The sequence below is a fragment of the Rhodocyclus tenuis genome (assembly GCF_014197755.1).
Classification (GTDB): Bacteria; Pseudomonadota; Gammaproteobacteria; order Burkholderiales; family Rhodocyclaceae; genus Rhodocyclus; species Rhodocyclus tenuis.
On record NZ_JACIGE010000002.1, the window covers coordinates 17,975 to 30,017 of the forward strand.

The 12,043-nt window shown below is 66.7% G+C and carries 11 protein-coding genes; 6 read left to right on the forward strand and 5 right to left on the reverse strand.

Annotated features, from left to right (window positions below; all coding sequences use genetic code 11):
- Positions 1-2 precede the first annotated feature (2 nt).
- Both GGD90_RS02745 and pepN read left to right on the forward strand, forming a co-directional pair.
- The gene (locus GGD90_RS02745; protein ID WP_153115745.1) at positions 3-1,934 is read left to right on the forward strand and encodes a sensor domain-containing diguanylate cyclase; all 1,932 of its coding nucleotides are present in this window, start codon (positions 3-5) and stop codon (positions 1,932-1,934) included.
- 50 nt (positions 1,935-1,984) lie between these two features.
- Positions 1,985-4,735 (forward strand): aminopeptidase N, encoded by a 2,751-nt coding sequence (gene pepN / locus GGD90_RS02750; protein ID WP_153115746.1) that lies wholly within the window; start codon positions 1,985-1,987, stop codon positions 4,733-4,735.
- A 34-nt stretch (positions 4,736-4,769) separates the two neighbouring features.
- On the opposite strand, the gene GGD90_RS02755 is transcribed toward pepN, so the two are convergent.
- Both GGD90_RS02755 and leuA read right to left on the reverse strand, forming a co-directional pair.
- Positions 4,770-5,168, reverse strand: a complete 399-nt coding sequence (locus tag GGD90_RS02755) for a YchJ family protein (RefSeq protein ID WP_153115747.1) — start codon at positions 5,166-5,168, stop codon at positions 4,770-4,772.
- 233 nt (positions 5,169-5,401) lie between these two features.
- The gene (gene leuA, locus GGD90_RS02760) at positions 5,402-7,090 is read right to left on the reverse strand and encodes a 2-isopropylmalate synthase (protein ID WP_153115748.1); all 1,689 of its coding nucleotides are present in this window, start codon (positions 7,088-7,090) and stop codon (positions 5,402-5,404) included.
- Positions 7,091-7,269: 179 nt separating this feature from the next.
- On the opposite strand from leuA, the gene GGD90_RS02765 reads away from it, so the two are divergent.
- Both GGD90_RS02765 and GGD90_RS02770 read left to right on the forward strand, forming a co-directional pair.
- Positions 7,270-7,812 carry an Lrp/AsnC family transcriptional regulator gene (locus GGD90_RS02765; protein WP_153115749.1) on the forward strand — a complete coding sequence of 181 codons (543 nt, stop codon included), beginning with the start codon at positions 7,270-7,272 and terminating at the stop codon, positions 7,810-7,812.
- Positions 7,809-8,348 (forward strand): hypothetical protein, encoded by a 540-nt coding sequence (locus GGD90_RS02770; RefSeq protein WP_153115750.1) that lies wholly within the window; start codon positions 7,809-7,811, stop codon positions 8,346-8,348. The genes GGD90_RS02765 and GGD90_RS02770 overlap by 4 nt, the downstream gene beginning before the upstream one ends.
- Before the next feature lie 9 nt (positions 8,349-8,357).
- Here GGD90_RS02770 and arfB read toward each other — a convergent pair whose 3' ends face one another.
- On the reverse strand, positions 8,358-8,762 hold the full coding sequence (arfB, locus tag GGD90_RS02775) for an alternative ribosome rescue aminoacyl-tRNA hydrolase ArfB (protein WP_153115751.1): 405 nt from the start codon (positions 8,760-8,762) through the stop codon (positions 8,358-8,360).
- Between the two features lie 86 nt (positions 8,763-8,848).
- Between arfB and GGD90_RS02780 the strand changes: the two genes are divergently transcribed.
- Positions 8,849-9,301, forward strand: a complete 453-nt coding sequence (locus GGD90_RS02780) for a YaiI/YqxD family protein (RefSeq protein ID WP_153115752.1) — start codon at positions 8,849-8,851, stop codon at positions 9,299-9,301.
- A gap of 86 nt (positions 9,302-9,387) precedes the next feature.
- Here GGD90_RS02780 and GGD90_RS02785 read toward each other — a convergent pair whose 3' ends face one another.
- Complete coding sequence (locus tag GGD90_RS02785; RefSeq protein WP_233448492.1) at positions 9,388-10,005, reverse strand: acetate uptake transporter; 618 nt, start codon at positions 10,003-10,005, stop codon at positions 9,388-9,390.
- Positions 10,006-10,382: 377 nt separating this feature from the next.
- Here GGD90_RS02785 and GGD90_RS02790 point away from each other — a divergent pair, with 377 nt between their 5' ends.
- A complete protein-coding gene (locus tag GGD90_RS02790; protein WP_153115754.1) occupies positions 10,383-10,901 on the forward strand; it encodes a superoxide dismutase family protein in 519 nt (172 codons plus the stop codon).
- A 103-nt stretch (positions 10,902-11,004) separates the two neighbouring features.
- On the opposite strand, the gene GGD90_RS02795 is transcribed toward GGD90_RS02790, so the two are convergent.
- Positions 11,005-11,934, reverse strand: a complete 930-nt coding sequence (locus tag GGD90_RS02795) for a LysR family transcriptional regulator (protein ID WP_153115755.1) — start codon at positions 11,932-11,934, stop codon at positions 11,005-11,007.
- Between the last annotated feature and the right edge of the window lie 109 nt (positions 11,935-12,043).

Below are 12,043 nucleotides of genomic sequence, written 5' to 3' on the forward strand. Positions count from 1 at the left end.
TCATGGAAAGATCGAGCGACCCACAAGCCGGCGACGCCGCGGCAGATACGCCAGCCGCCGCCACTGCGATCAGCGCTCATGTCGAGGAGATCGAGCGGCTGCGCGGCCGCTTGCGCGCGACAGAACGTGAGCATGCCGAAGTGCAGGCGGCGCTGGCCGAGCTGCAACTGCGTCTGGAGAGCGAAGCCCCGCAGTGCAACCAGTTCCCCGCCGGTTGTTGCACTGTCGATGCTGACGGCCACCTCAGCTTCGTCAACCGCGCCGCGATGCAACTGCTCGGTCTGACCAGCGCCAAGCCGGGACAACGCAAATTCGCCAGCCTGTTCGGCAAGGAAGCCCAGACCGATCTGGCCGACTTTCTCGCCCGCGTTTTTGCCGGAGAAGCCGGCTGCAGCTGCGAGCTTGCCCTCGCCCCCAACCGCCGGCGCGAGCGGCGCGTCCTGCTGCTGCTTGGTCAGGCAGGCGGCGACATCCGGCAGTGCCATCTGGCGCTGCTCGACATCAGCCGGCGCAAGCGCACCGAGCAACGCGAGCAAGCACGCAGCAAGGTGCTGGAACTGCTGGCCAGCGACGCAGCCTTGCGCGAGATTCTCGAAGCGATCGTGCTTGGCGTCGAATCATCCGACGGTAACGCCCGGGCCAGCATCATGTTGCTCGACCGGCGCGGCGATCGTCTGTTCACCGGCGCCGCGCCGAATCTGCCCGACTTTTTCTGCGAGTCGATCAACGGCATGGACATCGGCATCGGCCAGGGCTGCTGTGGCACTGCGGCGTTCACCGGCAAGCGTGTCGTTGCCGAAAACATCGCGCTCCATCCCTACTGGCGCAACTGGAGCGAGGTCGCCGAACGCGCTGGGCTCGCCGCCTGCTGGTCGCAACCGATCCCCGGCGCATCGCGCAAGATCCTCGGTGCATTTGCCGTCTATTACCCGTACCCGCATCAGCCGACCAGCGACGATTTATGGAGCATCGAGGAAGCCGCGCGCCTGTCGAGCATTGCCATCGAGCGGCATCGTGACGCCGAGGCACTGCGCGCCAGCGAAGAACGCTGGAAATTCGCCATTGACGGTTCCGGCGACGCGCTTTTCGACTGGGATATCGGCAGCGGCTCGATCTTCCTCTCGCCGCGCTGGTACGACATGTTCGGCTACCCGCAGAACGCCTTCGGCGACGTGCTCGGCGAGTGGCGTCGACGCATCCACGCGGAAGACATCGAGGCGGTGATGGAATGCCTCGAACGCTGCCTTGATGGCAACATCGACAATTACGTCGCTGAATACCGCCTGCGCTGTCGCGACGGCAACTGGAAATGGACGCTGGCGCGCGGACTGGTGGTCAGCCGCCATAACGACGGCAGCGCGGCGCGCATGATCGGCACACAAAGCGACATCAGCGAACGCAAGCGCATGGAAGACGAGCTGCGCGAACTGGCGACCACCGACGTGCTCACCGGGCTGGCCAACCGGCGTCGCTTCATCGAGCGAATCAGCGAAGAACACGCCCGCCTGCAACGCGACGACGGACTGAAGGCCGCCGTGCTGATGCTCGACCTCGACCACTTCAAGAAGGTCAACGACCGCTTTGGTCACGCCGTCGGCGACGCCATGCTGGTGCACTTCACCGGCATCCTGCGCGGACAACTGCGTCGCTTCGATACGGCCGGCCGCCTCGGCGGCGAAGAATTCGCCGTGCTGCTGCCGGGAGCCAGCATCGCGGCCGCGCGCAGCTTTGCCTCGCGCCTGCGGCGTGCGGTCGAGAGCGCCCCGCTCGGCTACAAGGGACAGAATGTCGGCATGACGGTCAGCATCGGCCTGTCGAGCATCGACCCCGGCGATCCCGGCAGTGACACCTCGCTGCTGCGTGCCGACGCAGCGCTTTACGAGGCCAAATCGGCGGGGCGCAACCGCGTCGTCGTCGCCCGCAACGACGCCTGAGGCTGACGCGTGGCAGGCCCGGCGCCGGCAGCCGGGTTAGAATCGCGAGCATGACAACCACTGCCGCCGGCGCCCAGGCGCGCCCCATCCTGCTCGCGGACTACACGCCGCCCCCTTTCCTCGTTGATCAGGTCGCGCTCGATTTCGACTTCCAGCGCGATTATGTGCTGGTCAGCGCCACGCTCGCGCTGCGCCGCAATCCGCAGGCCGCCGCCGACGCACCGCTGGTACTCGACGGCGAAGACCTCGAAACGCTGTCGGTCGCCGTCGACGGCGTCGAGCTGGCGGCCGCGCAATACACGCTGACGGCAACGACGCTCACCTTGGCCGCCGACGCCGCAGTCGGCGAAACCTGTACGCTGCGCACGCAGGTGCGCATCCGCCCGGACGAGAACACCCGCCTGTCAGGCCTTTACCGCTCGGCCGACGGCTACTTCACGCAGTGCGAGGCGCAGGGCTTCCGCCGCATCAGCTGGTTCCCCGACCGCCCCGACGTGATGGCACGCTTCACCGTGACACTGCACGCCGAGCGCGAACGTCTGCCGGTGCTGCTCGCCAACGGCAATCCGGTCGGCAGCGGCGAAGAAGCGCCCGTTACGCCTGGCGGCCGAGCGCGCCACTGGGCGCGCTGGGAAGACCCGTTCCCGAAACCCTGCTACCTGTTCGCCATCGTCGCGGCGAAGCTTGACGTGCTGCGCGACGAATTCACCACCGGCTCGGGCCGCCGCGTGCAACTGGCGATCTACGTCGAACCCGGCAAGCTCGACCAGTGCGGCCACGCCATGGCCGCACTCAAGCAGGCGATGCGCTGGGACGAGCAACGCTTCGGCCTTGAATGCGACCTCGACCACTACATGATCGTCGCCGTCGGCGACTTCAACATGGGCGCGATGGAGAACAAGGGCCTCAACATCTTCAACACCAAGTACGTGCTCGCCCGCCCCGATCTCGCCACCGACCACGACTACGAAGGCATCGACCGCGTTGTCGCGCACGAATACTTCCACAACTGGACCGGCAACCGCGTCACCTGCCGCGACTGGTTCCAGCTGTCGCTGAAGGAAGGGCTCACTGTCTTCCGCGACCAGGAATTCGGCGCCGACGTGCACCAGCGCTCGGTCGCACGCATCCGCGAAGTGCGCACGCTGCGCGCCGCTCAGTTCCCCGAGGACGCCGGCCCGATGCGTCATCCGGTGCGCCCGTCGGCTTACGTCGAGATCAACAACTTCTACACGGCGACGGTGTACGAGAAGGGCGCCGAAGTCGTACGCATGATCCACACCCTGCTCGGCGAGGACGCCTTCCGCGCCGGCATGGACCTTTACTTCGCGCGCCACGATGGGCAGGCGGTGACCTGCGAGGATTTCGTTTCGGCGATGGCCGACGCGTCGAATGTCGACCTCGCGCAGTTCATGCGCTGGCACGAGCGCGCCGGCACGCCGCGCCTCGTCGCACGAGGCCAGCACGACCCGGCGACGCAGCGCTATACGCTGACGCTGACGCAGCTGCCGCCGGCGCCGGTCGCCGGCGCCAAGGCCGACGAAGACGCAGTGACGCCGCTGCACATCCCGGTCACGCTCGGCCTGCTCGGTGCCGACGGCGCCGACCTGCCGCTGCGCCTCGTCGGCGAAGATGCCGGCGCAGCTGCGCCGACGACGCGCACCTTGTCACTGACGGCGCCAACGCAGGAATTCATCTTCGAAAACATCGGCGCAACGCCGGCGCCCTCGCTGCTGCGCAATTTTTCCGCGCCGGTGCGTCTCGACCTGCCGGCGAGCGACGACGAACTCGCGCTGCGCATGGCGCACGACAGCGACGCCTTCAACCGCTGGGAAGCCGGTCAGCAACTTGCCAGCCGGCTGATTCTCGGCGCCGCAGCGCGTCTGGCGGCTACGCCAGACAACGCCGACACGAGTGCCATCGCCCGAGAAGCAGTTGCCAAGGACTGGCCCGCAAGCTTCGCCGCCGCTGCTGCGCGCATTCTCGACGCGGTGATCGACGGCCGCAGCGCCGACCCGGCGTTTGCCGCCGAAGCGCTGGCGCTGCCTTCGGAAGCGACACTGGCCGAAGAAATGGCCGTCGTCGATCCGGACGCGCTGTTCGCCGCGCGCATGGATCTGCGCCGTTTCCTTGGCACGCAGCTAAGTGAGCGCCTGCACACGCTGTACGCTTCGCTCGCACCGACCGGCGCCTATCAGCCGACTTCGGCCGACGCCGGCCGGCGCGCCTTGCGCCACCTCTGCCTCGACCTGATTGCCGCCGCCGACCCGGCCGCCGGCTGCGCGCTCGCCGCGCGCCAGTTCGCCGCCGCCGACAACATGAGCGACCAGTACGCGGCGTTGGTGCTGCTCGCTCACCACGGCGGTGCCGCCGCCGAACAGGCGCTCGCCGACTTCCACGCGCGCTGGCGGCACGAGGCGCTGGCGCTCGACAAGTGGCTGCTGGCGCAGGCGACCAGTCGCCGCCCGGACACGCTCGCGGTCGTTCGTCGCCTGCTCGCGCACGACGATTTCGACCTGCGCAATCCGAACAAGGTGTATGCGCTACTGCGTGGTTTCGGCGCCAACCATGTGCGCTTCCACGCCGCCGACGGCGCCGGCTACCGTTTCATGGCCGAACAGACGCTGGCGCTCGACGCGATCAACCCGCAGGTGGCGGCACGACTGGCGCGCTGCTTCGACCGCTGGCGGCGTTTCGACGCGGCTCGCCAGGCACAGGCGCGCGCCGCGCTGGCACGGCTGGCAGCCCACGCCGGACTGTCGCGCGACGTGGCCGAAATCGTCCAGCGCGCGCTCGCCTGAGCGGCAGACCGGGCCGGCGAACGTCGGCGCTCGCTTACGCGGGGGGCGGCGTCACGTCGCCGTCCACGTAAAGCCAGCGTCCGTCTTCGCAGACGAAGCGGCTCAACTCGTGCAGGCGATGCGTCTTGCCGCCGGCACGGCAGCGGGCGACGAACTCGACGCTCGCCGTTCCGGCTTCGCCCGGCGTGTGCCGCAGCACTTCAAGACCCAGCCACTTGGCCTGCGGCCCCTCGTCAAAACCGAGCGACTCGGGCCGCGTCGACGCATGCCAGGTGGCGAGAATGTAGTCGGGCAGGCGCAGCGCGTAGGCCGAATAGCGCGCGCGCATCAGCTTCTCGGCATCGGCTGCCGGCGCGCCGGCATGCAGTGGCGCGCAACAGTCGGCATAGGGCAGCGAGGAATAACAGGGGCAGAGCTTTTTCTTCTCTTTCATGATCAGGCTCGAGGCAGGAGGAAAGGCAGCGGGCGAACCGCCGCAAGGTAAGCGCGAGCGGCATGATAACGCCGCCGCTGCCCGGCGGGCACGGCGCTGCCCCTCTCACGGCAAGCGGCGGAAATCGATGGGGCGGCCAGACAGCTCAGCGCCGCCGACCGCCCCCTCTTCCCTGACGCCACTCCTCACTGACGCCCCACTGCCCCGCAGGGCAGTTTCCGCGCCTGCCCTGCTCAGGCCGCCTGCGCTGCCGCGCTCTGCCGGCCGACGCGACGCGCGGCACTGAGCAGCGCGCGGATCGACGCGGTGACGATATTGCTGTCGATGCCGACGCCGTAGCGGTCGCCACTGACGCCGCGAGCGCTCACTTCGACGAAGGCGCAGGCGCAGGCGTTGCCGCCCTCGACGCTGCTGCCGATCGAGCGCTCCTCGTAGCTGCGCACCTGCAGGTCGATGCCGATGGCGCGCAAGGCATGCACCGCCGCGTCGATCGGTCCGTTGCCTTCGCCGGTGAGACGCTGCGCCTTGCCATCGACGGCAAGGCCGAGGCGTATTCCCTGCGCGCCGGCATGATCGAAAAGCTGGTGCTCGACGTAGGCGAGCGCGGCGGCGTCGGCGAGGTAGGTTTCTGAAAACAGCTGCCAGATGTCGTCGGCGCTGACCTCGCCGCCGACACGGTCGGCGAGCGCCTGGACGACGCCGGAAAACTCGACCTGCAGGCGGCGCGGCAGGACGATGCCGTACTCGTTTTCGAGCAGCCAGGCAACGCCGCCCTTGCCCGACTGGCTGTTCACGCGGATCACCGAGTCGTAGCTGCGGCCAAGATCGGCCGGGTCGATCGGCAGGTAGGGAACGCTCCACAAACTGCCCGGCTGCTGCACCGAGAAACCCTTGCGGATGGCGTCTTGATGCGAACCGGAAAAGGCGGTGAACACGAGGTCGCCGACGTAGGGATGGCGCGGATGGATCGGCAACTGCGTGCACGACTCGACCGTGCGCGCGACGGCGTTGATGTCGGAAAAATCGAGGTTAGGGCTGATTCCCTGCGTATAGAGGTTGAGCGCCAGCGTCACCAGATCGACGTTGCCGGTACGCTCGCCGTTGCCGAACAGGCAGCCCTCGACGCGGTCGGCGCCGGCCATCAGGCCAAGTTCGGCGGCGGCGACGGCGGTGCCGCGGTCGTTGTGCGGATGCAGGCTCAGGATGATGCTGTCGCGTCGCGCCAGGTGGCGGTGCATCCATTCGATCTGGTCGGCGTAAACGTTCGGCGTCGTCACCTCGACCGTCGTCGGCAGGTTGAGGATCACCTTGTTGTCGGGCGTCGCCCCCCACGCTGCCGTCACCTGATCGCACACTTCGAGGGCGAAATCGAGTTCGGTGGCGGTGAAGGTTTCCGGGCTGTATTCGAGCACCCACTCGGTGTCCGGCTGCGCTTCGGCGAGTTCGCGAACGAGGCGGACCGAAGAGACGGCCATGTCGATCACTTCCTGCCGGCTCATGCCGAAGACGAACTCGCGGAACGGCTTCGACGTCGCGTTATAGACATGGACGATGGCGCGCCGCGCGCCGCGCAGGGATTCCATCGTCCGCCGGATGAGGTGTTCGCGCGCCTGCGTCAGCACCTCGATGGTGACATCGTCGGGAATATGGCGGCCTTCGATCAGGCCGCGCACGAAGTCGAAATCGGTCTGCGACGCCGACGGGAAAGCGACCTCGATCTCCTTGAAGCCGATCGCACAGAGCGAGTGAAAGAGACGCATCTTGCGCGTCGCATCCATCGGCTCGAACAAGGACTGGTTGCCGTCACGCAGGTCGGTGCTCATCCACATCGGCGCGCGGCAGATGACATTGTTCGGCCACTGGCGGTCGGCGAGGCGGACCGGCGGGAAGGCGTGGTACTTGGCGGCGGGCTGTTGCAACATGAGATCGGCTCCTGAAAGTGCGCGCCGGACGGGCGCGGTAGACAGGGCAAATGGTAGGCCGAAGCGGCCGGCAGGTGCTTGCGTTGTTGCGGCAAAAACGATCGAATTCGGCAGGATATTGCGCCTTAAATCTAAATATATAAAATACCTGCCAAGCAAAAGAAAACGGGGGCAATCGCGTGCAACTCGACCGCTACGACCGGCAGATCCTGCAGCTGCTGCAGGAAGACGGACGCATCAGCAACCAGGACCTTGCCGAACGCATCGGCCTGTCGCCCTCACCCTGCCTGCGCCGGGTACGCGCGCTCGAAGAGGCGGGAATTATCAGCGTCTATCGCGCCCAGCTCGACGCGCGCGCGCTCGGCCTGTCGCTGATGGCGCTGATCCACATCTCGATGGACCAGCACACGCCCGAGCGCTTCAATACCTTCGAAGCCGCCGTCGCCGCCATCCCCGAAGTGCTCGAATGCCTGCTGATCACCGGACAGGACGCCGACTACCAGCTGAAGGTCGTCGTCGCCGACATGGACGGCTTCCAGGAACTGCTGCTCAACCGCATCACGCGCATTCCCGGCGTCACCGGCGTACATTCGAGCTTCGTCCTGCGCCGGGTGGTCGACAAGAGCGCGCTGCCGCTCGACAGCGGACACGCAACAGCCAGCGCCGGTCTGCCGGCGACGCCGCTGCAGATCAGGCTACAGAACAAGGAACGGACAAGATGAGCAGCAGAGCAACACAACTCGCCACGGGCCTGCTGGCGCTCCTCTGCGCCGGCATCGCCGCGGCCGCGACGCCAGCGGCCAAGGACACGCCACCGGAACCCGCGCCGGGCAAAGCGGAAAGCCGTCAGGAAGCGAAAGCGCCGAGCGCGGCGGTCGAAATCGTCCACGCCGAGTTCGGCACTTTCGACGCCAGCGCGCCGGACGATCTGGTGTTCACGCCCGGCAACGTCGTTCCGCACCGCGAAGGCCAGCGCTACGGCTGGGTGATCGAGCTACGCGGTGGCAAACGCAGCGTCGCGGTGCGCGAGGAATACGTTCAGGGCGCTGTCGCCAAGCCGATCGAAGACCCGCTCAGCGACAGCCTCAGCATCCCGGTGGCGAAGCGCAACCAGGTCAGCCAGCGCCAGCTCGTTCCCGTCGATAACCTGATCTTCGGCGAATGGGCGATCGGCCCGAAGGAGCCCGCCGGCCACCGCCACCTGCGCGTCGTCATCGAAGAACAGGCGGCGATCGATTTCGAGTACGACGTGAGGTAAAGGTCGCAGCTATTCATCGCCACCACGCCGCCCGGCCTTGACGCGTGCGCGCCGTGACTTGCTCTCGAGACGCTTCTCGACCGAGCCGCGCGTCGGCCGCGTCGGCCGGCGTTTTTTCGGCAGCGTCGCCACACTGGCGACCAGATCGTTGAGCCGGTTGAGCGCTTCGGCGCGGTTCTGCTCGAGGCTGCGGAATTCCTGCGCCTTGATGATGACGATGCCGTCCTTGCTGATGCGCTGGTCACCGAGTTGCCGCAGGCGCTCTCGAACCGCTTCCGGCAACGAAGACGCCGCGATGTCGAAACGCAGATGCACGGCGTTCGACACCTTGTTGACGTTCTGCCCGCCCGCACCCTGCGCGCGGATCGCGCTGATCTCGACCTCGTCGAGGGATACGGAAAGACGGAAGCGCATGCGAAGTCCTGGCGGGTTGGCGAGTCGTGTCGATAGTGGTGAAACGGCAGTGGTATTGTAGCGCTCCGCCTCCGAAGCCCTTCGCCATGCATATCTGGGTCGATGCCGACGCCTGTCCGGTAGTCATCAAGGACATCCTCTTCCGCGCCGCCAAGCGCACGCAGCTGCCGCTGACGCTGGTCGCCAACCGCCTGCTGCGCGTACCGCCCTCACCGTGGATTCGCGCGCTGCAGGTGCCTTCGGGATTCGACGTCGCCGACCGGCACATCGCCGCCGAGGCGGCGGCCGGCGATCTGGTGATCACCGCCGATGTGCCGCTCGCCGCACAAGTGATCGCCAAGGGTGCGCGCGTACTCGATCCGCGCGGCGAACTGCTCGACGCCGGCAATATCCAGGAGCGGCTGACACTGCGCAACCTGATGGACGAGTTGCGCAGCGGCGGCACCGATACCGGCGGACCGGCGGCGTTTTCTGCCGCCGACGCACGCAATTTTGCCGGCCGTCTCGATACGATTCTGGCGAAACGACCGGCGGGCTGAAGCGCCCGACTCTGGCGCACCTGTCACCATGGCGCCGGGCGATGCAAGCATGCGGAGCGCTGAAAGACTGAGCGCCCCGCAGAGGATTACTTCGCCGCGGCAGCAGCAATGGCCTGCGCGCTGCCCTTCTTGATCAAACCCAGCGGCGCGCCGAGCGGCAGGATGACGCGGCCGAAGAAGCTGTTGAGGAAGACCGCGCCGGCGGCGTAAAAGCCAAGCAGCGAAATGCCGAGCTCCGACCACGCGGCCAGATCGCCGAACAGCGCCGGGTTGATACCGAACGACGCCAGCGCCAGCGACGGCAGCAGGACGTTGATCAGCAGCAGGATCGCGCCGAACACCTTGTTCGCCTCGAAAGCCGCGACCATGATGAACAGCGAGAAGATCGTGTAGCCGACACAGGCGACACCGAACTGGCGCGGGTCGGCCTTCGACATGTCGATCGCGCCGAACCAGCCGAGGCTGATCGCCCAGTGCATCGCCACGGCCATCCAGAACAGGCCGTAGGCACCGAGAACGATCGCGCCAAAGTAGTTGTTCTTCTTGAAGTCGATCGTCGACGCCCAGATCTGCGCCGCCGAACCAAGGAAGATCGCCCAGGGAACGATGAAGGTCACGCCGTTGGTCCAGTGCAACTTGGCTGAAGCGGCGACGAAAGTCACCATCGCCAGACCGAATACGCCGAGAGCGGTCGGGTCGGACATCACGATTCTTGTTTCTGTAGGCTGCGCTTGCTGCATGTCCATGCCATCCCTGTAGTCGTTGATTTTGTGCGGGGGAAGTCCCCGGGCGTCACCTGTACGCCGGGCGGCATTCTCCTTGGCATATGCCGGCAGAAGGCTGACATGGATCAATAGATTCACCGCCCGGCGCAACTTGTCGGGATATGGCGCCGGCACATCCGCTGCCAGCGAAAAATCCCGTTCGCGAACGCCCCTTTCCCGACGCTGTCGCATCCTTACGAATATGGCTTCGGAATGATCTACCGGCAGTGCCGGGGTGAGTACCGGCCATAACTCGTAGTCCTGCGCCCGCCGACAGGCCGGCACAGCAATCGAAACGGACCCGTGGAGACATCGCTATGCGTACGACCTCCCTTTTTGTATCACTCGCCGCAGTGGCAGCCGTCGCCGGCTGCGCCAGCGTTCCCGAACACCCCGCCGCCGAGGCAAAAGTGGCGCCAACCGCCGGCAACACGGCCAGCGGCGTAGTGCGCTTTTTCCCCGAAGACGGCAGGCTGCGCGTCACCGCCGATATCAGCGGCCTGACGCCCGGCGCACATGGTTTTCACGTACATGACAAGGGCGATTGCAGCGCGCCCGATGGCAGCAGCGCCGGCGGCCACTTCAACCCCGGCGGCAAAGCACACGGGCATCCCGATAGCACCGAGCACCACGCCGGCGATCTGCCGCAGTTGCTCGCTGACGCCGCCGGCGTGGCGCACCTGAGTGCCTACAGCAGCGTGCTTTCGGTCGGCGGCCTGAGCGGCGACGTTCTCGGCCGCAGCGTCGTCATCCATGCGGCGAATGACGACTTCAAGACGCAGCCAGCCGGCAACTCGGGCGCGCGCCTGGCGTGCGGGGTGATCGTCGCCAGATAAGAGCAAGAGCCCGCAAGCGCGCGTCAGCTGGCCGCTGGCATGGGCCGTCGCCGGCAGGAGACGGCGATGCCGCGCGCCCACCAGCGCAAGCGTGTGCTGGCGGTCAGGCTTCGCGGCCAGCCGCGCTGCCCGCGCGAACCTGCCACTGCGGTGCCGCAAACGCCTCGACGAGGAAGTCCACCAGCGCCCTGACCTTTACCGACAGGTGCTTGCGCGAGGGATAAACGGCGTAGATGCCGAGTTCCGGACCACAGCAGTCGGGCAGGACATCGACGAGGCGCCCATCGGCCAGATGTTTGCCGATGATGAAGTCTGGCTGCAACACCAGGCCCTGGTGCGCCAGCGCCGCGGCCAGGCAGGTATCGCCATTATTGGTGCGCAGGCGCGGATGCGTCAGCACTTCCTGTTCGCCCTGCGGCGTGCGGAAACGCCAGACGTCGCCTTCGGCGGCATACGAATAGCCGATCACCGCATGCGCGGCGAGGTCGGCGACCGATTGCGGCCGGCCATGACGCGCGAGGTACTCGGGGCTGGCGCAGACGAAGATGCGCGTACTGCCGAGCCGGCGGTAGATCAGGCTCGAATCGGCCAGGCGGCTGATGCGCACGACGAGGTCATAGCCCTCCTCGACGACGTCGACCAGCCGGTCGGCGAGCGTCACCTCGAGATCGACGTCCGGATAGCGTTCCATGAACGGCCCCCACAAGGGCGCCAGATGCAGGATGCCGAAGGAAAACGGCGCGTTGATGCGCAGCTTGCCGACCGGGTGACCAGTCACGGCACCGACCGCGCTGTCGGCCTCGGCCAGCTCGGCAAGAATCTGCTTGCAGCGCCCGTAATACGCGCGCCCGGCCTCGGTCAACGACTGGCGGCGCGTAGTGCGCTGCAGCAGGCGCGCACCCAGCCGTTCCTCGAGTTCGATCACGCTGCGCGACACCGCCGCCTTGGTCACGCGCAGCAGATCGGCAGCAGCGACAAAGCTGCCGGCCTCGACGACGGCGACAAAACTTTCCATTTCCTTGAAGCGATCCATGGCGACTATTGTCAATCATTCATTGACAGTTAATCAATGGAAAGACGATTTATCGCCGCCAATTAAATCAATAAAGTACGCCCATTGCCGCTGGCGCTGGATCGCCGGC